Here is a 23,467-nt window from a genome sequence, read left to right as displayed (position 1 = left end):
TGAGATGGAAAGCGCGAACAATGGAGGCACGCCATGGCAGGAGATCTTTCGGAACTGACCCGGGCGCTTCTTGAAGCCGCGAAAAAGGCCGGGGCCGAGGCCGCCGATGCTCTGGCGATCGAGGGCACCTCGCTGTCCATCGGGGTGCGTCAGGGCGCACTCGAGCAGGCGGAGCGCTCCGAGGGCGTCGACATCGGGCTGCGGGTGCTGATCGGGCGGCGTCAGGCCTGTGTCTCCGCCTCCGACACCCGCCCCGAAACGCTCGCGACCATGGCCGAGCGCGCGGTGACCATGGCGCGTCTGGCGCCCGAGGACCCGACCGCCGGTCTGGCCGATCCGTCGCAGATCGCCGCCAACACCGACATTTCCGCGCTCGAGATGTTCGACCCTTCCGACGAACCCTCGCCCGAAGCTTTGAAAGACGATGCCCTGCGCGCCGAAGCTGCGGCACTGGCGCAGAGCGGGATCACCAAGGTGGAAAGCTCCGCCGCCTATGGCAGACGTCGCATCCATCTCGCTGCAACCAATGGGTTCTCGGGAGGCTACACCCGCACCGACCGGATGATTTCGACCGTCGCCATCGCCGGCGAAGGCACGGGGATGGAGCGCGATTATTACGGGGACAGCCGGATTTTCGGGGCGGACCTGTTCAGCCCCGAAGAGATCGGGCGTCTCGCCGCCGAACGCACTCTTGCACGTATCGGCGCGAAGAAACCCAAGACCGGCACCTATCCGGTTTTGTTCGACGAACGGATTTCCGCATCGCTCGTGGGCCATCTTCTGGCCGCGATCAACGGCACGGCGATTGCCCGCGGCGCAAGCTGGCTGCGCGATGCCATGGGGGCGGATATTTTGCCGAAAGGGATGTCGCTGATCGAGGACCCGCACCGCCCGCGCACCTCCGGATCGAAGCTCTTCGACGCCGAGGGGCTTGCGACCTCGAAGCGCGCTTTGGTGCAAGATGGCGTCTTGCAGAGCTGGGTTCTGGACCTTGCCACCGCGCGCAAACTCGGGCTTGAGAGCACGGCCAATGCGGCGCGGGGCGTGTCGTCCCCGCCGTCGCCCTCGTCGGGCAACGTGGCTTTGACGCAGGGTGAGAAGAGCCGCGAAGAGCTGATCCGCGACATGGGCACCGGGCTTTTGGTCACCGGTATGATCGGCGCGTCGATCAACCCGACCACCGGCGATTATTCGCGGGGGGCGAGCGGGTTCTGGGTCGAAAACGGCGAGATCGCCTATCCAGTCAACGAATGCACCATCGCGGGCAATCTCCGCGAGATGCTGATGACGCTGGTCCCCGCCAATGACGCGCGTCTGCATTTGAGCCGTGTCGTGCCTTCGTTGTTGGTCGAAGGCATGACACTTGCCGGAGATTGACACCGTGACAGACGATCTGGAGCTGCTGATCGAGGCCGCGCGCAACGCGGGTGAGATCGCCAGCCCCTATTGGCAGGCGGACCCGCAGGTCTGGGACAAAGGCGGCGGGCAAGGCCCGGTGACCGAGGCCGATCTGGCCGTGGACCGGATGCTGCACGAATATCTGCTGTCGGAACGCCCGGACTATGGCTGGCTTTCGGAAGAAACCGTCGACACCACGTCAGAACGGCTTGGTCGCAAGCGCGTGTTCATCGTCGATCCGATCGACGGCACGCGCAGCTTTATCCATGGCGACCGCAACTGGGCGCATTCTCTGGCCATTGCCGAGGAGGGCGAGGTGATCGCAGCCGTCGTTTACCTGCCGCTGCGGGACCGGTTGTTTCATGCCGTCAAAGGCGAAGGGGCCTATCTCAATGACGCCCCGATGATGGCCGGCACACGCTGCGATCTCGACGGGGCCACGGTTCTTGCCCCGCGTCAGCATTTGGAAGACGAGCATTGGCGCGGTGGCACCCCGAAATTCATTCATAAATATCGCCCCTCGCTCGCCTACCGGCTGACGCTTGTGGCGCAGGGTCGCTATGACGCGATGTTCACCTTTCGCAAGACCTGGGAATGGGATGTGGCGGCCGGCACTCTGATCCTGTCGGAAGCCGGGGGCCAGGTCACAGACCTGCTCGGTCAACGCCCCGTGTTCAACCAACCCGTGCCGCAGCTCGACGGCATGGTGGCGGGATGCCCGCAATTGGCGCAGGCGATCCTCGCACGCCTCAAATAGCGACTATTTGTAGTCGTCCATATCCTCGGCCACGGCGCGCGCCATGGCCGCGATGATATCCGGATCGGCGGCATGAACCCGCGACCAGTTCGGGATAAACGGCGTCTCCATCGGGTTTTCCAGAAACACATTGCCCGCCTGAATGATGTTGTTCGCGAAAAGCTCGACCGCCTGTTCTTCGACATGACGGTCGACATGCAGCCCGTTCATCCGCGCGTCGTTGAAATAGGTCTCGATGAGATCGAGTGCACCGCGATAATAGGTGGCTTTGATCGAGCGGAAGATCTCTTCGGAAAACACCGTGCCATCGGCGGCGAGCTTGCGATAGAGCGCCTTGCAAATGTCGACCGACATGCGCGACAGGCCGGTGGTGGCATCCTCCTGAGAAAGGTCCTGATGTTTGTGATCGTAGCGGTCGGAAATCTCGACTTGGCAAACCGCGCGCGGGCTGAGGTTGCGCCAGGCCTCGGACAACAACCCGATCTCAAGCCCCCAATCGGAGGGGATGCGCATATCGGGCAGGATCGAGGTCCGCATGGCGAACTCGCCCGCGAGCGGATAGCGGAAATCGGCGAGGAAATCGAGGAAGTCCTGTGGCCCCAAAACCTTCGCGAGCGCATGGATCATCGGCGTCACCAAAAGCCGTGTCACCCGCCCGTTCAGCTTGCCATCGGCGACACGGGGATAGAACCCTTTGGACATCTGATAGGGAAAGGTCGGGTTGGCCACCGGATAGACCAGTCGCGCCAGCATCCCCGCCGAATAGGTCACGACATCGCAGTCATGTACGGCCACCACGGCACTGTCGGCACGCGAGATCGTATAGCCGAGACAGAACCACACGTTGCGCCCCTTGCCGGGCTCGGAAGGAGACAGTTCCAGCTCCTTAAGACGCGCATCCACCGCCCGAAGCCGCGGCCCGTCGTTCCAGAGCACGACATGATCGGCCCTCAGTCGGGAAAAGAATTTACGCGCGTAGCGATATTGCTCCTCGGTGGCACGGTCGAGGCCGATCACGATGCGATGGATGAAATCCACCTTGTTCAACTCGTCGATGATATTGGGCAGTGCCTCGCCTTCCAGTTCGGAAAACAGCGACGGCAGGATCAGCGTGATCTTGCGGGAGGAAGCAAAGGCATTGAGTTCCCGGCTCAGGTCCTCTTCGGAATTGATACGCAGGTTGTGCAGCGTCGCCACATGACCGCCCTGATGAAAATCCGCCATTTGTCAGCCTTTCTCTTTGTAGTCTTGTGCAATGCGTTCGAGCACCGCAATGTTCCAACCTTCCGGTCCGGGCACGTTCGTGCGCGTGATCCGACCCTCAGCCTCTCCCGCAAGGGGCGGGATACCCGGCCCGTATGAATTCATAACGACAGTGCCAAAATCGGCTGTCTCGATCATTTCGACATCATTGGGCGCATCGCCCAGAGCCATGGTGACCGGACGGGGATCATAGCGCGCGACGATGTCGGCCATGCGGTCCGCTTTGGTCGCGCCAAAAGACAGGGTGAGATAACGTCCGCCCTGCCGCGCAGCGATGCCCTTTTCGGCCAGAATCGTCTCGAAATCCTGTTGCGCCTCCGGTGTCCCGGACCAAAGCCCCGGTTCGGAAAACTGTCGCTGCGCCGCAAGCCTTGCCTGTGCCAAAGGCAAACCCGTGTTCTCCGCAACCTCCGCCACGCTCCAGTCGGAAAATCCGGTGAAACAGGCGCGCAGATCGGCGGGCAATTCCGCAAGAGCGTTCAAGAGAGCGACATGAGCGCTGCGATCCGTCGGCACCTCCTCCCCCGGCGGCAGAATCCCTGCACCGTTCTCGACAATGGCCGGGCAATCGGAAAACCCCATCTCACGCCGAAGATCGGCGATCTCGAAAGCGGTCTTGGAGCTTGCCAGAACCAGCGGGACACCCAATGCGCGCATCCGGAGCAAAGCCGGTTTTGCGGGGGCCCAGGAATAGCTGCCATGATCGAGCAGCGTGCCGTCCAGATCGGAAAACACGATCAGGCGGGGAGCGGTGAAGTCCGTCGTCATGGCGATATGATGACCTTTGAGGCAGATAAGGGAAACCGCCAATGCGAAAAATCCCGTATCCCCGCAAGAAAACGCCCAAGAATTAGGCAGACCTTCGAGGCCGCTTGACCCCCATTCTGATTGGACTAGGGTGCGCCTCATCACATCCGGGAGATATTCCATGGCACAAAGACTGCACCTCGTGTTCGGCGGCGAACTTGTCGATCCGTCCAAAACCGTATTCCGCAACGTGGATGATATTCACATCGTTGGGATTTTCCCGAATTACGAGACCGCGCATTCCGCCTGGAAAGCCGAGGCCCAACGCACCGTGGACAACGCCCATATGCGCTATTTCATCGCCCATCTGCATCGCCTTCGCGACGAGGAGAAACACACCTCCCCGACCGAAGAGTTCGGAGCGTAACGGCAGGCCCAGATGGCCCGACCCCTTCCCTTTCTGCTCTACTCCGGCCTGAACGGGCGGTCCGAACGGCGTCACACCGAACGTCTGGACCGCCTCTTGTCCGAAGGCACGCTGACACGCCAGGCGCGGGATGCGCGACTGGCTCTCGATTTGCCGTCCCGCCCTCGCGGCGAAGTGTTGTGGCTGCATGCCGCGACCCAGTTCGCGCTCGGCCCAGCGGTCGAACTTTTTGCCCGGATCGCCGAGGATCGCCCCGATCTTGTCGGTGTCATCACCATGAGCCCCGGTGTGCATCCCCCGAACGGTCAGAGGCCAGACGGGGCCATCTTTACCGATGCTCCTGAGGATGAAAGCGCCATCGTGCGGCGTTTCCTGTCCCATTGGCGCCCCGACGGGCTGATCTGGATCGGTGGCCGGTTCCGTCCGACGCTGTTGCGCGCGGCACATGACGACGGCGTGCCCTGCCTCTCGATCGAAGCGCCGCACAGCCCGAGCACGCTTGACCTGCCCACGCCGGTTCCCGGCCTGCGCAACTCGGTTTTGAAATGTTTCGATCATGCGATCACGGCCTCCTCGGAAAGCCTTGGATTGTGGCGGCGAGCCGGTCTTGACGCAGCGCAGATCGAGCGTCTTGGATTTCTCGAAGAAGGCGGCATCGCGCCAATCATCGATGATGAAACCCTGTCGCGCCGGTCCGCAGACATCGGCACGCGGCCCTGTTGGTTCGCGGCACAGGTGGAACTGTCGGAGCTGAGCAACGTGCTCAGGGCACACAAAAGCGCATTGCGACGTGCGCATCGGTTGCTCTTGGTGATGTCACTGTCCGATCCTGCGACGCTTGACGGCGTGCTTGCGCAATGTGAAGACGCCGGGCTGAACGCCATCGCTCTTGGCCCGGATGAGGACATCTCCGAAGCCCTGCAAATCGCCGTTTTGACCGGCTCCCCCGCCGATCAGGACGGGCTTTGGCACCGCCTTGCACCGGTGAGCTTTCTCGGGCGCTCCCTCGTGCCCTTTGGCGGCACCGATCCGTATCCCGCCGCCGCCATGGGATCTGCCATTCTGCATGGCCCCCATGTCGACGCCAACGCCACGGCCTACGCCCGTCTCGCCACCGGCAACGCCACACGTCAGGTCCGCGACGGACATGAGCTCGGCGAGGAGCTCGGGCGATTGATGTCCCCGGATCAGGCCGCCCTGATGGCCGCCGCCGCTTGGGAGATTGCCTCGACCGGTGCAGAGGTCACGGATCGGGTCTCTGCCCTCGTGCAGGACATTCTCGATCTTCACGAAAGACGCCCCCGATGAAAGCGCCACTGTTCTGGTCCAATCCAAAAGACGCCCCCGGCTGGCAGGCGCGCCTCCTCTCCCCGCTTTCGGCTTTTTATGCCCGCGCGACCGCCAAACGCGTCGCACGAACCGGCTACAAGGCCAGCGTGCCGGTGATCTGTATCGGCAATATCAACGCGGGCGGCACCGGCAAAACGCCCACCGCCATCGCCCTTGTGCAACGGCTGATCGCACGGGGCCACACGCCGCACGTCGTCTCCCGCGGTTACGGCGGGCGGCTCGAAGGTCCGGTGCGCGTCGATGAGCGCAAGCACGACGCCAATGAGGTCGGCGACGAACCGCTTTTGATTGCCGCCTTTACCCCTGTCTGGGTCGCCAAGGACCGCGCCGCCGGTGTTCGGATGGCGGAGGCCGAGGGAGCCGATGTCATCCTGCTCGACGACGGGATGCAAAACCCTTCGGTCGAAAAGGATCTGACCCTCATCGTGGTCGATGCCTGGCGCGGTTTCGGCAACGGACGGGTGATCCCCGCCGGCCCCCTGCGCGAACCCATCCAGACGGGCATCGTGCGGGGCGATGTCTTGATCTCAATCGGCGATGATCGCTCTCAGGACCGTTTTGAGGTGAATTGGGCCGGATTTGTCTCTGTGCCACGTGTGAAAGCGGCTCTGCGGCCTTTGCCCACCGGCCTCGATTGGCAGGGGCAGAATGTCATGGCCTTCGCCGGGATCGGCCATCCCGAAAAGTTCTTCCAAACCCTCTCCGGGCTGGGGGCCAACCTGCTGCGCACCGAAGCGTTGAAGGATCACCAACCGCTCTCCGTCCCGCTGATGAAGCGGTTGGAGGTCGAGGCTCTGGCCCTTGGGGCCCAGATGGTCACAACAGAAAAAGACGCGGTGCGTCTGCCCCGCGCCTTTCGCATGAAGGTTGTAACTCTGCCTGTAAGGCTTGAAATCCCGGATTGGTCAGAGATCGACGCCCGTCTTGAGGCGCTTGACCTCTGAGGCTTAGTCTTTGCCCAAAGTCTCGACGAGCCCGTCCACAATGGCTTTGTTTTGGGCCTCTTCCGGGGTCATCGCATCCTCGGGAACTGCCGTGCCTTCGAGCTTCGCATCGAGAACTTCTTTCAGCTTGTCATAACTCATATTGGAGAACCGCTCGCCGCCGATCACCAGCGTCGGAGTTGCATTGATATCGTATTCCGCGACTTCAGCCGTGAATTTCGCGTAAAGCTTTTCAGCCATATCGCCATCGTTCAAACAAGCATCGAGATTCTCATCCGTAAGCCCGGCCCGTTTGCCGATCTTGCGCAGGTTCTCCACGATCTGCATCGTATCCTTGCCACCGGCAATCCAGTCGCTTTGCTCGTCGTAGAGCATTTTCTGCACACCGAAATAGCGCATCTCGCCACCGCAACGCGCCACCATGGACGCCCAGAGGCCGAATTTGTCGAAATACACTTCGCGGTAGATGAAACGCACCTTGCCCGTGTCGATGTAATCTTTCTTGAGAGGCTCGAAGACCTGAGAATGGAAGTTCGCACAATGCGGACAGGTGTAAGAGGCGTATTCGATCACTTCCAGCGGTGCATCCTTGTCGCCAAGTGTCAGATCGAAAATTTCAGAGGTGTCCGGCATGTCCTCAGCCTGCGCCGGTGTCACCAGAAAGGAGGTGACGGCAGAGGGCAGAAGCCCCGCGCCCAGCGTCGCGAGAGCGGTCGTGATCATGAATGTGCGGCGGTTCATTTCTCTTCCTTCGGTTTGTTGTGCTGCCGGGTCAGGAATGTTCCGGCGAATTTTTCGAGTGCCTGACGCAAAGCCTCATCATGGACTCCTTCCGACAGGACACGGGCCTCGGCCTTGGTTTCCGGCGTGATTTCCGGTTTCTGTTTGGGTTTAGGACCATGAAATGCAACACGCCCTTCGGAAAACCCCGTCGGCGCGGTTTGTGTCACATGGATGCGGCTGATCGCGTTATACCCGTAAACGGCATTCACCCGATCCCGGATTTTCGGCAGTTCGGCCTGAACCATTGGCGCAAATGCACCCGTCGTCAAAAGCGTCAGCACCGCCCCGAAACCACCCTTGGCGTAGGAGACTTTGACAGGGCGCGACATCGCCGCAGTAGCCTCCCCGACGATCTCTTCCCAATGGGTCAGAAGTCGGGATTCGGAAAAGCCCCGCGCCTCGGACGCCTCGCGAATGCGCGTCTGCAAAAGACCGGAGGTACGTTCGAACCCACGCTTGCGTCTTCTGGCCTCTGTCTGCGCGCTCGTCATGCTTGTCCTTTGATTTCCCGGGCTGGTGTCTGCCTGTCTTCCGTCTATTTTAGAGGTGCGCGCGCAGGGCGCCAGAAGAAAGCGGATGACAGGACCTAAACATTGCGTGACGGGATGAAACACGAAAACACCGCAACGGCGCTTCTCGATTGGTACGACACCCATGCGCGGGTGCTCCCTTGGCGCATATCGCCTGCGGAGAGGGCTACCGGTGTCACGCCCGATCCCTACCGGGTCTGGATGTCGGAGATCATGCTGCAACAAACCACTGTTGCGGCGGTCAAATCCTATTTCGAACGTTTTACAACGCTCTGGCCCACGGTGGTAAATCTCGCCGATGCCGAGGACGAACGTGTGATGGGTGAATGGGCGGGGCTTGGGTATTATGCCCGCGCGCGCAATTTGTTGAAATGTGCGCGGATGATCCGAGACGACTTCAATGGCATTTTTCCCAAAACTAGGGTCGCATTGCAGTCCCTACCCGGCGTCGGTCCCTATACCTCGGCGGCGATCGCCTCCATCGCCTTCGACCTGCCGGAAACTGTGGTGGACGGCAATGTCGAACGGGTGGTTTCGCGCCTGTTTCGGGTCGAAACGCCTCTGCCCGCCGCCAAGCCCGAACTCACGGAACTTGCGGAGACGCTCACACCGCGAAACCGTCCTGGGGATTACGCTCAAGCCATGATGGATCTCGGCGCAACGATCTGTACCCCGAAATCTCCGACCTGTGGCATCTGTCCTCTGACGTCCAGTTGCGAGGCTCGTCGCATCGGAGATCAGGCTCGATTCCCGCTAAAAACTGCCAAAAAGCCGAAACCTACCCGGCACGGGCATGCCTATGTCGGACGCACGGAAGCGGGCGAATGGGTGTTGGAAAAGCGACCCGAAAAGGGGCTTCTGGGCGGTATGATGGGTTGGCCCGGCACGGAATGGCAGGAGGCGCACCCGCCCGCTCCGCCTTTTCCCGGCAACTGGCAGGACCTCGGCGAGGTACGGCATACCTTTACCCACTTCCATCTGATCCTGAGGGTCCATGCCGCCTCTCATGTGACAAATCCGCCCGAAACCTGCATTTTGAAGGGGAATAACGCCTTTAAACCCTCCGATTTGCCAACGGTGATGCGAAAGGCGTTTGACCTCGCACAGCTCAGCCTTGAAACTTGAGCCATTCGTAAGGCGACCGAGGGAGATCACCCCGTGAACATGGCCGAAATCCGTTTTCGCAACGCAGTGCCGTTTTGGCTCTCGCTGACGCTTATCCCGTTCATATGGCTTGGTGCCTTTGTTGGCGGTTGGACCGTGATCATCGTGCCGCTTTACGCGTGGTATATGTTTGGCTTTCTGGACGGAATTCTGGGCCTGAACACCGAAAATCCTGACCCGAACACACCGGAAAGCGAACTTTTCTGGTATCGCGCCATCACCATCATCTGGTTCCCGGTGCAATTCGTAAACATCTTTGCGCTGATCTGGTTCGTGACCCATACGGATCATCTCTCGACACTCGAAACCATCGTTCTGTTCTTCGGGCTTGGCGTCTCGTCCGGCACAACGGGCATGGTCTATGCCCATGAGCTTTGCCATCAGCGCAACAACATGGAGCGATGGCTTGGGGATTTGCTTTTGGCTTCAGTTCTTTACTCGCATTTCCGGACCGAACATCTGCTCGTCCACCACAAGCACGTTGGCACCCGGCGCGATGCGGTCACGGCACTTTATAATGAAGGGTTTCATCGTTATTTCCTGCGCGTTCTCCGGGAGTGCCCGCGGTCTGCCTGGGAGGCGGAAAAGGCAATGCTGGCGCGCAAAGGATTGTCCGCCTGGAACCCGAAAAACCCGCATTTCCGCTATTGGACACTGCAGATTCTGATGCTGATTGTCGCCACTCTGATCGGTGGCACAACTGGGTTTTTTCTCTTTATCTGGCAGGCTTTAGTGGCGATATGGCAGCTCGAGCTGACCAATTACGTCGAGCATTACGGGCTCACCCGGCGGCATCTGGGGGATGGGAAGTATGAGCATGTCAAACCGCATCATAGTTGGAATGCGGCGCATATGGCGACGAACTGGCTTTTGATCAATCTTCAACGCCACTCGGATCACCATTACAAGCCCGACCGCAGATTTCCTCTTTTGCAGACTTACGACGAGACCGAAGCCCCGCAATTGCCCTATGGCTACACTGTCATGGGCGTGGTCGCGATGGTGCCGCCGCTGTGGCGAAGGATGATGAATCCCAAGGTAAAACAATGGCGTAGCCAGTATTACCCGGACCTCGAAACCTTCGAGGACTGGGAGCCTTACAAGAACGGCACCAACCCTCTGCCCCGGCTCTAAGCGCAAAAAAAAGCCCCGCTGCGCAGACACAGCGGGGCCAAGGTGGTGCCGCGTAGTCAGGCCGCAGGCACCAGGCGATAACTCTGAATTTCGGGAATTTCCCCTGTCGGATTTGCGTCGGATAAGTGTCGGACTTTTGTCGGACACTTATCCCGCTCTGCCGTTACTGCGCCGTTACTGCATCTCCGCGCGGATCTGTTGGCGCAACACGTCGATCGGAACGGTCTTGCCATCGCGTTTGAAGGTCCAGTAGGTCCAGCCATTGCAGGACGGCGCACCTTCGAGATGGGCACCGACCTGATGGATCGAGCCTTTCACGTCATTGGCGATCAGCGTGCCGTCGGCGCGCACCTTGGCCTTTTGACGCCCGTTCATCGAATAAAGCTCTTCGCCCGGACGCAGCATGCCGCGTTCCACGAGCTGACCGAAGGGCACACGCGGCTCGGCACGTTTGGAGCCCGTCACACGCAGCGCCTCCTTGTCGAACTTGCGCACGGAGGCGATGCGTTTCTCGGCGACCTCGCGATATTTCTCTTCGCGCTCGATGCCGATGAACTCGCGCCCCAGCATCTTGGCCACAGCGCCGGTGGTGCCGGTGCCGAAAAACGGATCGAGGATCACGTCGCCGGGGTTGGTCGTACCGAGGATCACGCGATGCAAAAGGCTCTCGGGCTTTTGCGTCGGGTGGGCCTTGTCGCCATTGTCGTCTTTGAGACGCTCGCCGCCGTTGCAGATCGGCAGAACCCAGTCGGAGCGCATCTGGATGCCCTCGTTGAGCGACTTGAGCGCTTCGTAATTGAAGGTGTATTTCGCCGCTTCGTTTTTCGACGCCCAGATCAGGGTTTCGTGGGCGTTGGTCAGACGCTTGCCGCGGAAGTTCGGCATCGGGTTGGATTTGCGCCACACCACGTCGTTCAAAATCCAGTAGCCCTGATTCTGAAGCTCGGCACCGAGGCGGAAGACGTTGTGATAGGAGCCAATCACCCAGATCGCGCCATTCGGTTTGAGAATGCGGCGCGCGGCTTTGAGCCACTCATGGGTGAAATCGTCGTAGACCTTGAAGCTGTCGAACTGGTCCCAGGCGTCGTCGACGGCGTCCACTTTGGAATTGTCCGGGCGATGCAGATCGCCCCGCAATTGCAGGTTATAAGGCGGATCGGCGAAAATCAGGTCGACGCTCTCTTCGGGGAGCGCGTTCATCACCTCGATGCAATCGCCGGGCAATATCTCATTGAGCGGGAGCGAATTCGCCCCCTTGCGGATCGTTGTCTTCATCTTCTGCCTCATATCGCGCCCCTTAAGGGACGTCGTTTTAACGCGCCATTTTTGACGTCATTTATGGGTCTCAAGATGAGTCATCGGGGATTCCACGTCAATTTCTTTTTCGAATCAGTCACTTATGTTTTTGTCTTGATACAAGATGTTGTGGACGGGTTTGAACGAACGCCTATGGTGTGGTGTCACACCAAGATTTTGGAGACCTTCCATGTGGATTTTGGTGCCGTAACCCGCGTTCTTTTCCCAGCCATAGCCGGGGTACTGTTGCGCCAAATCCACCATCAGCCGGTCGCGCCATATTTTGGCCACAATTGAGGCCGCCGAAATCGAAAAAGACCGCGCATCGCCTTTGACGATGGCCTCGGCATCCAGACCGAAGGCAGACGGCACCTTATTGCCATCGACCAAAACGTAATCGGCCTTGACCGCCAACCCCGCGACGGCGCGCTCCATGGCGCGCAAAGAGGCCTGTAGGATATTGATTTCGTCGATCTCCTCGACCGAACAGGAGGCGATGGACACATCGGCCACGGCGAGGATTTCGTCATAAAGCGCTTCGCGCCGTTTGGCGGTCAGCGCTTTCGAATCGTTGAGACCGGAGGGGATGCGGCTCGGGTCGAGCCAGACGGCGGCGGCGACCACGGGACCGGCCAGCGGACCACGGCCCACCTCGTCGACGCCCACGATCCGGGCATAACCGCGACGGGTTGCGGCCTCTTCGAAGGAAAAATCTGGAGTTGTCTTTGTCATCCCCCCTGTGAAGCCGAAGCCCGACAGCGGCGCAAGAAAAAAGCGGGTGAGAGGTCTCACCCGCCAAGTGGCGCGGCCATGGGAACATGAGAACCGCGCGATTCTGCTCGTTATGGAACTCAGTTGTGGCGGGTGTCGCGAACACGTTCGACGCGGTAGCCGAAATTGGTGAGGCAGCCGAGATCATAGGCATCGACCTTGCCCTGACGGGTTTTCACCCGGGTCTCGCAGGCCTTGGGCAGATGCACCTGGGCGCGACGGTCGCGCTCGATGCAGTTCTCAAAGGCGACGAGGCGCGTTTTGCCCCCCTGCCCGGCGCTTGCGACACATTGGTTCGGGATGCCGAAATCCCGGCCACGATTACGGTCCTGCCAGGGCTCATTGCGATGACCGTCGCGATAGCGCGAAGTGCTCACGGCGACCTTGTCCTTGTTCTTGTCGTCGAGCGCCTTGCCGAGCACGAAGAGCGTCGCAAGCCCGCCCAGAACCAGAGCCGCGTCATTGTCGCCGGCGCGCGCAGGGGCGGCGGCGAAACCGGCGGTGGCGATGGAAAGCGCTACGAGCCCTGCGGTGAATTTCGTGAGTTTCATCGGTCGTCCTTTCAGATCCTGTTGCCTCGCCCTGTCGATCTGTGGGTGGGCGAAAGAGGTGATGGGACGGTGATGGTCGTTTTTGTGGACATCGCTCAATAACAGCGGGATGTCATCGGATAACAACGGGGTGTCATCGGCGAAAATCGGCTTTGCTATTGAATAACATCCGCAATCCTCACAGGATCGCGAGCATGAAAAAGCACCTTCTCCCCCTTCTCGTCGCGCTTGTGGCCCTGCCGGGGCTGGCCGAGGCCTCCTGTTACGCGAGTTACAAGGCCAAGCGCGACAATCCGCTCAAGCTGCATTTCGGCGTGGCCGAGGTGGGCGACAATCAATGTACGAAAGAGGCGGCGGCCAAAGCCTTGGCGCCGCGTCTTGAAAAAGAGGGCTGGCACCTTTTGTCCATCGTCGCGATGATCCCGGAAGAGAAACTGGGCGAGGTAAAGGCCGATGCTGGCAAATATTTCCTCCGATACTGACAGCCGGAAGGTGTCGCGGGTGGCGATTTACGGGATCGTGGCGATTGTCGCGATTCTGTTGGTCGCGGCCGTGTTGTTGTTCGTGAACCTGCCGGATGCGAATGCGTTCAACACGCGGGTGGAACAGATTTTCGTCGAGAACGATCTGACGACGCAGGCGGAAATCAAACTGCTGGAGATTCTGGCGCAATCGGGGACGTCGTTTTCCGGTGTGCTGAATTCCTACCGGATGGTGATTTTCGTGCTTCTGGTGTTTGCGACCGCCTTGCTTGTGGCGGCTTTGGTGTTTCTTGTCGTGATCATCGCGCTGAACCGACGGATGAGCGAGATCGAGAAGCGGGGGATCGAGGTGTCGTCCTTGTTGATCTCGCGGGCGGAGAACACGGTTTACCTGAACAACATGGAGTTCAAACTGACGCCTGCGGCGATCGAGACGCTGTCGGTTCTGGCCGAGGCGCGTTTGGACGACGATGTGTTGTCGGGGGCGGAGATCGAGGCGGTGATCTCGGGCCGGAATGCCGTGGATTGCGAGGAGGCGGCGGGGGCGACGCGGATCAAACGGCTGCGCGATACGCTCGGCAATCAGATGGTGAGCGAGTTGTTGGTCAAGAACATCGCGCGGAAGGGCTATATGCTGGCCTGTCCGCGCGATGTGATCAAGATGGTCTGACCGTCAGGGCCCCGTTTAAGGCCAGGGATAGTCCGCGACGGTGATGCCCATCGCGGCCAACTCATCCACCGCGAGGCGACGATAGGCGACCACATCGGGGACAGGTTCGGCGCGGCGGCGGGTGACCTCTTCTTCGGTGAAATACACCAGCGCCTCGCCGCTGTCGGTTTCTCCCCAGACGTCGAGCACATAGTTCATCACCTCGGCGATCTCGGCGTTGTTCAGGGACGAACCGACCACGCCGGGCACATGCATCATGTAGGTACGCCCCAACTCGGTGCCTGCAATATAGCCGACGCTGTTCGGGAAGTCGGGAATCCCGCCCTCCGGCGTACCGCCGCCTTCGAACCCGTGACAGCCAGCGCAGCGCAAAATGTAATTCGTATGCGCGGTACGCGAGGGCTGGTCCGCCGCCATCAGGGAGGCCGGGACAAGCGCAAGCGCGCAGATCAGGGGTTTCAACAGAGACATGTCTCTTCCTTTCTGTCTACCGGCTCAGTCGACCGCGGGGCGCATCGCCCGCAGATCGGCATGGGTCGGACGGGTCTCGCGCGCGGCCTCGAGAAGCTCCTGGGTCATCACAGCTTCGGTCTCGCCAAGGGTCTGGAGCACCCATGTGCCGATCTCGACCAGTTCCTCGTCCGTGGTGCTGGCCACCGGCGGCATGATCAGGCCGATGTACATCTGGCCCTGAATGTCGAGTTTTCCGGCCATGCCCGAGATCACCACTCCGGCGAGATATTCGGGCGCGGTGTCACCCAGCGCCTGCCAGAACACGGGACGGTTGAGCGGCGGGGCAAGACCCGGATTGCCGATGCCGCCGGTGTTGTGACAGGCGGCGCAATGAATCTCGAAAAGCTCCTCCGGGGTCTCGGCAGAGACCGGGAGGGTGAGGAGGGCCATGGCGCATGCCACAGCCCCCGTGAGTGTCGTCAAAAGGCGCAATTCGGGATCACTCCGCCAGGCCCACAACCACGGACACCGTGCAGTGGTAACCTTTGTCGGTGTTCGCCATGCACCAGTTGATGTCGTTGTAGAGACCCATGCGGTAGCCCGGACGCTCACCCTCGGAGGTGTAGCAGAAGGTCGCGGAGGCGACCGACGGTTTGCCGCAGCAGTCGTTATAAGACACGAGGTAATCCTTGCCGTCGTCCGGGTTGGTGCAGGTGCCGACCCAGGACACGGAAGAGGCGGACGAGCCCGGAGGACATTGCGTCAGAGACCCACCGGAGGTGGAGCAGAGGTTGCCGTCGAGGGCGCAGTGACGCCAGTAGGAGCATTCGTCCTCCGGCAGTTCGGAAGCGTTGGCGCGACGGTCGAAGGGCAGGATCGGGGTCGCCACGGCGGCGCCCAGAACCGAGGCCCCGGCTTTCGCCATGAAGCTGCGGCGGCCAAGGCTGCGTGCGGCGGTGCGGGCACCGGTTTCGACGCGCTTGTCGAGGGTCTTGAGAAGTTTGTCGATCAGTCTGGTCATTATCAGATCCTTTCGGAGGAAAATTGAGTGGCGCCCATCTGTTGGGCGACCGCAGCCTGGTAAGAGGGAATGCCGGTCTCGGAGGCGTTGAACAGGCTTTCGAGCTGTTCGCGGGAATTCACGAGACCCTTGGCGCGCACCTTGCCGTCCGGCCCGATGAGCACGGCAAAGGGCAGTTTCGCGACCTTGAAGGTCATGCCGAGATCGGAGGACAGCGCATAGGGGAAGCTGTTGAGATCTTCCGCCTCGATGAGCCGCCGGTGCGCCGCTTCGCGCCCATCGGAAGCCAGCGCGACATCGAGCCAGCCTTTTTCATCGTCCCGGATCGATTTGATCGCGGGCAGAAGCGCCTTGCAGATCGGACAGGTGGTGGAGAGGAAGAACACGAGCTGTGCCCGCCCTTCCGGCCCGCCCAGTGCAAATTCCGGCCCGTTGAGATTGGGCAGGGTCATTTGCGGCACGGCTTCACCGATGTCCGGCCCGCTGTCCGAAATCATCGCGCCCACCGGAGACACCCGTTCGAAGAGGATGCCGATCTGGCGGGCGAGCGCGAAGATGATCGCGATCTGGACCAGCACGACAACCCAGAGGGCGATGTTGGAAAAGATGAGTATATTCATATCGTTCTGTCCTCTCTCATCCGGCCTGCCGGATGTGGGGGAGATGGGAGGCGAGTTTTTCCGCCACGCCGTAGATCGCGAAAAGCGTGATCCCGGCGGTGATCGCCATGATGGCCCCCATCGCGCCGAGCGGCCCGACAGAGATCATCGCGACGGCCAGCGCCATGACGGTCAGCACGGCATTGCGCCCGAGGGTCAGGCCGGAGACGATCTGCGGCGTGCCACCGCAGCCGCAATCGATCTCCGTCTGTCCCCGAAGCAAAGCCGCCGCCATCAGCACGCCGTAGCCCGCGAACAGCCCCGCCGCCATCAGCCCGCCGAAGGGACGGGTGACGGGAAGGAGGAGTGCGAGGACGGTGAGGGCCTCGGCCCCCGTCAGTCCGCGCACGATCACGGGCACCATGTGACGGGGCACAAGCCCATAGCCCTGCGCAAATCCCACCGTCTCATAGAAGGCCTGCCATTTATGCCAGGCCGCGCGCGCCAAAACGAGCACGAGAAAGCTCGTCAGGGTTGCGGAGGTGAGCTGCGACAGGTCTCCCATCAGCGATCCAGCTCCATGATGGTCGGCCAGCCACCGATATTGAACTCTTCGCCCTCTTCGAGGAAGACCTCATCGCCCATTTCGACGGTATAGGAGTAGACATCGCCTTCCTCGTTCGCGCCGTAGAGCATCGGCTCTTCGGTCTGGGTCACGAGAATGCTGTTTTCATGATGCGCGGAGGAGCGACCGACGACGGTCTTGCTGTCCATATCCACGGCCCAGATCTGTTCGGCGCCGTTTTTGTGGGAGCCGTCGTAGGAGCCGGAGTGCATCAGCACGAAAGCGGTGTTGGTCGGGGCGTTATAGGCGATCAGCTCGGAGCCGGAGGGGGCCCATTTGCCGAGCACGCCTTCGGTCAGCGCGATGGTCTCGGAGAGGACCGGCACGTCGCCGCTGTCGTCCACGACATAGAGATTGCCGTTGTAGGACACATAGACGAGGGTCTCACCGATGCGCACGCCGTTGGTGAAGAGCGCGTCGTCATCGACGTCGAAGATTTTCTCAGACTTGCCCGGATCGCCGAAGGTGCCATCGGCGGCGTAAGAATAGGTCTGGAAGGTGCCGTCACCGCAGATCGTGGTGAATTTCATGCCGGAGGTGGAGGGGAAGATGCCCCAGCAGCCCGGCGTCGGAATTTCGGCGATGGCGGCGCCAGCGGCGATGTCGATCACCGAGACGGAGGTCGCGGGCGTGGCGTTCTGGGCCAGCGCATAGGCCTCGTCGGAGGAGAGCGTCAGCAGCGAGGGCTGGCTTTCGACATGGGCCATTTTCACGCCGAATTCGAATTCGCTTTTGATCTTGAGCGTGTCGACGTCCCAGGTGTGGAACACGTTGGTGATCGGGCCGTAGGTGTAGCGCTCGAAATAGACCGAGGTGGTGTACATGGTCTTGCCGTCGGCGGAGAGCACCATCTGCGCGGTGGTGCCCGGGCCCATATTGCCCTTCATCGCGAAATCTTCGGCGCCCAGCACGTTGATCGAGGACGGGCCTTTCCAGGCCTGATCGAGCACGAAAAGGTTCGGGCCTTCGTCGATGGTTTCCTTGACGGAAAGGGTTTCGGGTTCGATGGCGTCTTGTGCGAAAGCCGGTCCGGTCAGCGCGGCAAGCGCCACGAAAGCGGCGGTTGTGGATTTCATCATCTGTCTCCTGGTGATGGTCTCGTGACCAGCATAGGCGCTGGATTCAAGCCCGCGCTATCCGCCCTTGTCGGGTAATTTCGCCCATAAAATATGCAGCGCGTGAATCTTACCGTTTCCCGGTCGAAACCCGCCCCGCCCCGCTTGACACTCCCCGCCGCAGGGCCTTTCAGAATAGGAAAATCAAAATATTTCGGTCACTTGACATGCACACAGACATCAAACCCCGCACCCGTGTAAGGGAAGCCCAGTTCGACAGTTTCGTCGATCAGGAACGGGGGCTCGATGGCTGGAACCAGCTGTACCGACAATTGTCGCCGGGGGCGTTCGAGGGGCATATCGCGGCGCTGGAGTGGGAGGATATCACGCTCTATCGCGAGACCGTGAACCGGAAAATGGAGAATTTCTATCGTGTCCCGGATGGTTATGTCTGTGTCGGGTTTTCGCTTGGCAAACGGCTTTCGATGAGCGGGCTGCCGAGCGCGATTGGCACGGGCACCGGGATGCTCCATGTCGCGGGCGAGGATTATCATATCTTCACCGACAGCGACGCGGATTACATCATGCTGACCCTGCCGCAGGACTGTCTGCCGGAGGACATCATCAGTGGCGCCCGCCCGGTCACGCCGTATGAAAGCCATGGCATCGCGGACTGGATGCTGACCCTGATGGAAAGCGCGCGCCAGGGCATCGCGCAGCAGGCGGTGCTGGATCTGGCGCCGGATCTTCTGATCGACCGGATTTCGCTTTGGGCGCGGGAAGCCAGCCGGGCGCGTCCGCGCAAACTGCCCCATGGCCTGATGGCGGATATTCTCGCGGCTTGCGACGAGCTGCCGTTCGACAAGATGACCGTCAGCCATCTGGCGAAACATCTCGATCGGGATCGCGCGACACTGCGCGCGACCTGTCTTGAGCGTACCGGCATGCGGCTTGACGAAATGCTCAAGGGACGCCGCCTGAGCGAGGTGCATCGCCGGTTGCGGTTTTCAGACCCGCGCAGCACGAAAGTGTCGGATGTCAGCATGGAATTCGGCTACTACCATTGGGGCCGGTTTTCGCAGAGCTACCGCGCCATGTTCGGAGAACGCCCCTCGGATACATTGCGCCGGGCCACGCCACAGCATCACTGAGCCAGAGCGGAACGCGACGGGGACAGGCTTTGCAAGCGCGCTTTGCGGCGGGGCAATGCCATCGACTGCAATAGCATGCACCAGTCCTCCCCGATATCGCGCAGGACCGGGCTCTCGGAAGCGGCCCGTTGCGTGGCGTTGATGTGTGCCTTCAGGGCCTGTGCCCAGACATCCGGATCGTGGCCCTTCACAAACGCCGCCCCCGCCCCGCTTTCGCGCAGGCCGTCCACATCGGCACAAAGCAATCGACGTTTCGCCGCGCGGGCTTCAAGAGCAACAAGGCCAAAGCTTTCCCAGCGAGACGGCATGACGACCAGATCAACCGCATCCATGACAGCCACCGGATCGTTCATATGGCCGAAAAATCGGATGCGCGCATCTTCATCCGCAAGGGCCTTGAGAGCCGCCTCTTCCGGCCCGGTGCCGCAGACATAGAGCTGTAGCTCTGGGTCCGGCAGCGTGCGGAAGGCCTTGATCAACACATCGAACCCCTTTTGCCGGTGCAGACGCCCGATCGCACCGATCACACGGGCGCGGTCGTTCGGCATGGGCAGTTTCAGGAAAGGTTCGAGCGCAACGGAAGACGGGATCACGCTCAGCGCACCCGAACGAACCAGTTCCCGACGCATCATCCACTCCGCCTGGGCCGAGCTGACCGCGACGACCCGATCGAAAAGAGCGTAGGCGGTGCGCAACAGCGTGAAAAACCGGGCTTTGAACGGCACGTTATGGGCGGTGAAGGCTTCGGTATAGCTGTGTTCGACATGACAGATCGGCACGGCGCTATGGAGCGCGCGAAAAGCGATGAGCCGCGGCAGGCTGCGCCAGTTGATGGTCAGATGCGAGATCACCAGATCGGCGTCACAGGGCGGCAGCGCCGCGCCCCGACCGACGACGCGCAGCATTTGCTGGGCTTCCCGCGCAAGGTTCGGAGAGCTGTTCATATGCTCGATGACCCGCATCACGCCGCCGGGCGTGGTGTCGTCGATGAGGTGAAGGATACGAAGTTTGGCGGTCATGGAAGGCTCCTCCCGGTGAGATGTGTTGCGGTTCAGGCCCGTGCGCGCGGACGCAGGCAAGCCATAAGCTGAAGCGGATCGCGACCCAGTCGTCCAAGGGCAAAGGCCGCCCCTGCCGTGGCCAACGTGCGCATGGGCTCTTCGATCAGCGGGATTTTCGACAGGCGATGCGCGCGCCGCACATAGTCCATCGCAGCATGGCCCTCGCCGCCGCTCACGGCCCGCCGCGCAAGATACCGCAGCTGGTAGGCGCGGGCCGCATCCTCATGACGGGCAAAGAAATCGGGCGCGGTCGGGCGCAGTTTTGTGATCATCCGCTCCCAAGCCGCCAGTTGTGCATCGGTGCGTGCCGAAAGCCCGCCCGCATTCAGCCGGTATTCCGTCAAAAGCCCCGGCAGCCCCTCAAGGCTCCAGTCGGTGGTCAGGCTGAACCGCAACCAGCATTCGATGTCCTCGGACTGCCGGAATGTCTCGTCGAAGACCCAATCGCGCTCGGTCTCGCCTTGGGGGCGATAGGCCAGCGCCTCAAGGGCCGCGCGGCGAAACACAGGCGTCGAGCCGTTGCCGACGGGATTGCGCTTGAACACATGGCTGGCGGTGATCCCGCGCAGGCGGGGACGCTGGGCATGGCCGATGCGTCGACCCGCGTCATCGATCAAGGCCGACCCGGCATAGCTCAGCCCGACATGCGGTGCCGCGTCCAGATGCGCCACATGGGCGGCGAGTTTTTCCGGCATCCAGAGATCGTCGGCATCGCACAGCCCGACGACAGTGCCGGTGGCCGCCGCGATCCCGGAATTGCGCGCGCCCGCGAGGCCGCGGTTGCCCTGCTCGACCAAGCGAATTCGCGGATCGGATTTGGCGGCCTCTGTCGCGATGCGGGCGGTGTCGTCGGTGGAGCCATCGTTGACGACAATCACCTCGAGATCGCGAAAAGTCTGGGAACAGAGCGACACCAATGTCTGGGACAGGGTGGCTGCGGCGTTGAACGCGGGGACGACGAGTGAGGCATAGGGCATGGGAGCGCTCCTTTAACGAGAGAAGAGAAAGCGGCGTTGGCCGTGTGACAGAAACGGGTAGATCAGACCGCCCAAAGCGGTCGGGACACCGCGGCGCAGAGGGGCGAGAAAAGCCGTGGCCTCGGTGCTCAGACCTTCGCGCAGGAAGGCCCGCACCTGACGCGGCTCCGCGCCCAGACGCATGGCGCGGCGCGCGAGATAGCGCAGATACTGGGCCTCGGCGCGGGCGGTTGAGGATACCCCGAACCGGGCGGCGGTCTTGAGCACCTCGGTCCGGCTGAGGCGCATGGCCTCGAGGTTGGCGGAGAGACCTGCGGGGCTGAGACGATAGAGCACGTGATCGGCATCTATGCCGCGCAGCACCGCGCCATGGCCCAGAAGCTGGACGAGAAATTCGAGATCTTCGTTATGCACCATATCCGCGCGCAGCCCGCCGAGACGGCAAAACAGCGCACGTGTGAGCGACAGGTTCGACAGCGTGCAGACCGGGTTCTCCCCCAAAAGCACTGGGATGCTGAGCGGGGTTTCGGGCACGCTCGACACGCTGGTCGGGCGTGCGGGATCGGTCGCGAAGAACCCGACGCGGCCGAAGATGGCATCGGCCGATCCCTTTTCGATCCCCGCAACCACATCCGCAAGCTTGCGCGGCGTCCAGAGATCGTCCGCATCGCAGAAGCTCACGATCTCGCCGCGGGCCAGATCGCAGGCGCCATGATTGCGCGCGGCACTCGGGCCTTTGCCGGGATTGCGGACCACGCGGAGGCGGCGATCTTTGGTGGCCAAGCGCTGCGCGAGCTCAAAACTGCCGTCGGTCGAACCGTCATCGACCAGAATGGCCTCCCACTCGCGCCAGCTTTGGGCCTGAAGCGCGTGCAGAGTGTCGGGCAAGGTATCGGCTGCGTTGAAAACGGGGATGACGACGGAGATCAAAGGCATGCTGTCGGCTCCGTTTTAAAGATTCTGGGGAAGGCGTGCTTCATCGCCGGGAGAGAGAGAACAAACATGGTGAAGGTCGCGGTCGCGAGATAACCCCAGGCAAGTCTCCCAAGCCCGTAAGGCGCACAGATCAGGGTGCTGACCATGAGTGCCAGGGTCAGGATCAGGGTGCCGCGCAATTCGTGCAGCGTCGACCCGGTCGCCCGCATCCAACCGGCGGTGGCGGTCCAGATCATGGTGGGAATGGCAACGAGGCAGAGGATGGCGACGGGTTCCGCAAGCGCTGCATGTTGGGGACCGAGCAGCAGCGGAACGTACCAGGGCGCAAAAAGCGATTGCAGGATCACGACAGGCGTGATCAGCCCCAGCGACAGGCGCACCCCCTGCCCCAGAGCCTCGCCCCGATCCTGACTGGCGCAAAGATGCGGGAACAGGACGGCGGCGAGAGCCGTGGAGAAAGAGCTTGCAAGGCTGAGCCCGGCATTGAACGCCATGAAATAGGCGCCCAAGGCTTCCGGGCCGAGCAGAGCGCCGACAAGCAGTTTGTCGGCATGAAGACGCATCGTGCGGATCACCTCGGTGCCCAGAACCGGCCCGCCATAGCGCAGGAAGGTGGCGGTCGGGGCGAGAGGAGCCGACGCGCGGCGGCGCCACGGCGCGAGACGACGCATCATCACGAGCCAGATCGGCGCGGTCAGCAGACGCGGCACGACAAGGGCCAGCGGGGTCGGCCAAAGAACGGCCAGAAGCATCGCCAGCACATTGGCCGAGACCGATTGTGTCCCCGCAATCGCGGCGGTACGGCTCAGTTTCCCCTGACGCAGCGCAAGGCCGCATTGCACAAGACCGCCCGGCATGAAGAGGTATTCGGCCCCGAGCAACAGGACCATCACCGCCAGAAGGGGTTTGCCGAATCCCAGCCACAGCCCGGCGGCCAAAGCGGCCTGCACGGCAAAGAGCCCAGCGCACCAGAGCCAGTTGAGCCGATGCGCACGATGACAGACGGCATCGAGTTCATGGTCGGGCGCGACCACGATGCGTTGCGTGACACCATTTTCGGTCAGGGATTTCAGCAGATCTCCCATCGCCAGCGCCGCCGCCGCAAGGCCGACTTCGGCCAGATCGAGACTGCGGGCCACCACGATCACCACGCCAAGGCGCGACAGTTTCGTTGCGGCCTCCGAGGCGCCGTAAGCCATGAGATGCCCGAAGAGGCGGCTGGAGTTGAAGTTGCTGCTAGACACCGATCCCGGGCTCCCTTTAAAGTTGTGTTAAGATTAATGGGCCGTTAAGGCACGTGTCCCGGACGCGATCGGAGGGTG

General features: G+C 61.6%; 27 protein-coding genes. 10 read left to right on the top strand and 17 right to left on the bottom strand.

From position 1 onward, the window contains the following. The first annotated feature begins 33 nt into the window (after positions 1-33). Both V1471_RS15645 and V1471_RS15640 read left to right on the top strand, forming a co-directional pair. Positions 34-1,377, top strand: coding sequence for a TldD/PmbA family protein (locus V1471_RS15645; protein ID WP_434289940.1), 1,344 nt, complete (start codon positions 34-36; stop codon positions 1,375-1,377). Continuing rightward, a complete protein-coding gene (locus V1471_RS15640) occupies positions 1,364-2,155 on the top strand; it encodes a 3'(2'),5'-bisphosphate nucleotidase CysQ (RefSeq protein WP_434289939.1) in 792 nt (263 codons plus the stop codon). Before V1471_RS15645 ends, V1471_RS15640 begins: the two co-directional genes overlap by 14 nt. A 3-nt stretch (positions 2,156-2,158) precedes the next feature. Here V1471_RS15640 and V1471_RS15635 read toward each other — a convergent pair whose 3' ends face one another. Next, a complete protein-coding gene (locus V1471_RS15635) occupies positions 2,159-3,379 on the bottom strand; it encodes a glycosyl transferase (RefSeq protein WP_434289938.1) in 1,221 nt (406 codons plus the stop codon). Between the two features lie 3 nt (positions 3,380-3,382). Continuing rightward, on the bottom strand, positions 3,383-4,228 hold the full coding sequence (locus V1471_RS15630; RefSeq protein WP_434289937.1) for an HAD-IIB family hydrolase: 846 nt from the start codon (positions 4,226-4,228) through the stop codon (positions 3,383-3,385). A 118-nt stretch (positions 4,229-4,346) separates the two neighbouring features. Here V1471_RS15630 and V1471_RS15625 point away from each other — a divergent pair, with 118 nt between their 5' ends. From V1471_RS15625 to lpxK, 3 genes are read left to right on the top strand one after another with little or no spacing between them, the layout of a single operon-like run. After that, positions 4,347-4,592, top strand: a complete 246-nt coding sequence (locus tag V1471_RS15625; RefSeq protein ID WP_434289936.1) for a DUF4170 domain-containing protein — start codon at positions 4,347-4,349, stop codon at positions 4,590-4,592. Between the two features lie 12 nt (positions 4,593-4,604). Continuing rightward, on the top strand, positions 4,605-5,900 hold the full coding sequence (locus V1471_RS15620) for a 3-deoxy-D-manno-octulosonic acid transferase (RefSeq protein WP_434289935.1): 1,296 nt from the start codon (positions 4,605-4,607) through the stop codon (positions 5,898-5,900). After that, positions 5,897-6,886: a tetraacyldisaccharide 4'-kinase gene (lpxK, locus tag V1471_RS15615; RefSeq protein ID WP_434289934.1), complete on the top strand. Its 990-nt coding sequence runs from the start codon at positions 5,897-5,899 to the stop codon at positions 6,884-6,886. Before V1471_RS15620 ends, lpxK begins: the two co-directional genes overlap by 4 nt. 3 nt (positions 6,887-6,889) lie before the next feature. Here the strand turns inward: lpxK and V1471_RS15610 are convergent, their stop codons facing one another. Together V1471_RS15610 and V1471_RS15605 are read right to left on the bottom strand one after the other, a co-directional pair. Then, entirely contained in the window at positions 6,890-7,627 is a 738-nt protein-coding gene (locus V1471_RS15610; protein ID WP_434289933.1) for a DsbA family protein, read from the bottom strand. Next, a complete protein-coding gene (locus tag V1471_RS15605) occupies positions 7,624-8,160 on the bottom strand; it encodes a DUF721 domain-containing protein (protein WP_434289932.1) in 537 nt (178 codons plus the stop codon). Before V1471_RS15605 ends, V1471_RS15610 begins: the two co-directional genes overlap by 4 nt. Positions 8,161-8,274: 114 nt before the next feature. Between V1471_RS15605 and mutY the strand changes: the two genes are divergently transcribed. Together mutY and V1471_RS15595 are read left to right on the top strand one after the other, a co-directional pair. Beyond that, positions 8,275-9,324: an A/G-specific adenine glycosylase gene (mutY, locus tag V1471_RS15600; protein ID WP_434289931.1), complete on the top strand. Its 1,050-nt coding sequence runs from the start codon at positions 8,275-8,277 to the stop codon at positions 9,322-9,324. Positions 9,325-9,363: 39 nt separating this feature from the next. After that, positions 9,364-10,497 (top strand): alkane 1-monooxygenase, encoded by a 1,134-nt coding sequence (locus V1471_RS15595; protein ID WP_434289930.1) that lies wholly within the window; start codon positions 9,364-9,366, stop codon positions 10,495-10,497. A gap of 174 nt (positions 10,498-10,671) precedes the next feature. Here V1471_RS15595 and V1471_RS15590 read toward each other — a convergent pair whose 3' ends face one another. The 3 genes from V1471_RS15590 to V1471_RS15580 form a co-directional block, all read right to left on the bottom strand. Continuing rightward, on the bottom strand, positions 10,672-11,784 hold the full coding sequence (locus tag V1471_RS15590) for a site-specific DNA-methyltransferase (RefSeq protein ID WP_434289929.1): 1,113 nt from the start codon (positions 11,782-11,784) through the stop codon (positions 10,672-10,674). Positions 11,785-11,886: 102 nt separating this feature from the next. Then, positions 11,887-12,525, bottom strand: a complete 639-nt coding sequence (locus tag V1471_RS15585) for a ribonuclease HII (protein ID WP_434289928.1) — start codon at positions 12,523-12,525, stop codon at positions 11,887-11,889. Positions 12,526-12,644: 119 nt separating this feature from the next. Continuing rightward, the gene (locus tag V1471_RS15580) at positions 12,645-13,115 is read right to left on the bottom strand and encodes a hypothetical protein (protein ID WP_434289927.1); all 471 of its coding nucleotides are present in this window, start codon (positions 13,113-13,115) and stop codon (positions 12,645-12,647) included. Positions 13,116-13,309: 194 nt separating this feature from the next. Between V1471_RS15580 and V1471_RS15575 the strand changes: the two genes are divergently transcribed. Together V1471_RS15575 and V1471_RS15570 are read left to right on the top strand one after the other, a co-directional pair. Next, positions 13,310-13,597, top strand: a complete 288-nt coding sequence (locus V1471_RS15575) for a hypothetical protein (protein WP_434289926.1) — start codon at positions 13,310-13,312, stop codon at positions 13,595-13,597. Then, positions 13,569-14,267 (top strand): winged helix-turn-helix domain-containing protein, encoded by a 699-nt coding sequence (locus V1471_RS15570; RefSeq protein WP_434289925.1) that lies wholly within the window; start codon positions 13,569-13,571, stop codon positions 14,265-14,267. Before V1471_RS15575 ends, V1471_RS15570 begins: the two co-directional genes overlap by 29 nt. Positions 14,268-14,282: 15 nt before the next feature. Here V1471_RS15570 and V1471_RS15565 read toward each other — a convergent pair whose 3' ends face one another. The 6 genes from V1471_RS15565 to V1471_RS15540 are packed head-to-tail and all read right to left on the bottom strand — an operon-like array spanning position 14,283 to position 18,041. Then, the gene (locus V1471_RS15565) at positions 14,283-14,738 is read right to left on the bottom strand and encodes a c-type cytochrome (RefSeq protein WP_434289924.1); all 456 of its coding nucleotides are present in this window, start codon (positions 14,736-14,738) and stop codon (positions 14,283-14,285) included. A gap of 24 nt (positions 14,739-14,762) precedes the next feature. Then, positions 14,763-15,170 (bottom strand): c-type cytochrome, encoded by a 408-nt coding sequence (locus tag V1471_RS15560; protein ID WP_434289923.1) that lies wholly within the window; start codon positions 15,168-15,170, stop codon positions 14,763-14,765. A 49-nt stretch (positions 15,171-15,219) separates the two neighbouring features. Further along, positions 15,220-15,741 carry a methylamine dehydrogenase light chain gene (locus V1471_RS15555; protein ID WP_434289922.1) on the bottom strand — a complete coding sequence of 174 codons (522 nt, stop codon included), beginning with the start codon at positions 15,739-15,741 and terminating at the stop codon, positions 15,220-15,222. A gap of 2 nt (positions 15,742-15,743) precedes the next feature. Then, positions 15,744-16,361 (bottom strand): redoxin family protein, encoded by a 618-nt coding sequence (locus tag V1471_RS15550; protein WP_434289921.1) that lies wholly within the window; start codon positions 16,359-16,361, stop codon positions 15,744-15,746. A 16-nt stretch (positions 16,362-16,377) separates the two neighbouring features. Next, the gene (locus V1471_RS15545) at positions 16,378-16,905 is read right to left on the bottom strand and encodes a MauE/DoxX family redox-associated membrane protein (protein WP_434289920.1); all 528 of its coding nucleotides are present in this window, start codon (positions 16,903-16,905) and stop codon (positions 16,378-16,380) included. Further along, a complete protein-coding gene (locus V1471_RS15540; RefSeq protein WP_434289919.1) occupies positions 16,905-18,041 on the bottom strand; it encodes an amine dehydrogenase large subunit in 1,137 nt (378 codons plus the stop codon). Before V1471_RS15540 ends, V1471_RS15545 begins: the two co-directional genes overlap by 1 nt. Positions 18,042-18,247: 206 nt before the next feature. On the opposite strand from V1471_RS15540, the gene V1471_RS15535 reads away from it, so the two are divergent. Next, positions 18,248-19,171 carry a helix-turn-helix domain-containing protein gene (locus V1471_RS15535; protein WP_434289918.1) on the top strand — a complete coding sequence of 308 codons (924 nt, stop codon included), beginning with the start codon at positions 18,248-18,250 and terminating at the stop codon, positions 19,169-19,171. Here V1471_RS15535 and V1471_RS15530 read toward each other — a convergent pair. Genes V1471_RS15530 through V1471_RS15515 form a run of 4 tightly spaced genes read right to left on the bottom strand, consistent with a single transcriptional unit; the run spans position 19,165 to position 23,389 of the window. Then, positions 19,165-20,190 (bottom strand): glycosyltransferase, encoded by a 1,026-nt coding sequence (locus V1471_RS15530; protein ID WP_434289917.1) that lies wholly within the window; start codon positions 20,188-20,190, stop codon positions 19,165-19,167. The genes V1471_RS15535 and V1471_RS15530 overlap by 7 nt on opposite strands. Before the next feature lie 32 nt (positions 20,191-20,222). Next, positions 20,223-21,209, bottom strand: coding sequence for a glycosyltransferase family 2 protein (locus V1471_RS15525; protein ID WP_434289916.1), 987 nt, complete (start codon positions 21,207-21,209; stop codon positions 20,223-20,225). A 12-nt stretch (positions 21,210-21,221) separates the two neighbouring features. Beyond that, positions 21,222-22,145 (bottom strand): glycosyltransferase family 2 protein, encoded by a 924-nt coding sequence (locus V1471_RS15520; protein ID WP_434289915.1) that lies wholly within the window; start codon positions 22,143-22,145, stop codon positions 21,222-21,224. Then, positions 22,136-23,389 (bottom strand): oligosaccharide flippase family protein, encoded by a 1,254-nt coding sequence (locus V1471_RS15515; RefSeq protein ID WP_434289914.1) that lies wholly within the window; start codon positions 23,387-23,389, stop codon positions 22,136-22,138. The genes V1471_RS15520 and V1471_RS15515 overlap by 10 nt, the downstream gene beginning before the upstream one ends. Positions 23,390-23,467: the final 78 nt, after the last annotated feature.

Source organism: Celeribacter sp. SCSIO 80788, assembly GCF_051054295.1.
Taxonomy (GTDB): Bacteria; Pseudomonadota; Alphaproteobacteria; order Rhodobacterales; family Rhodobacteraceae; genus Celeribacter.
Note: the sequence above shows the minus strand (reverse complement) of the source record. Positions and strands in the feature narration are given on the sequence as shown.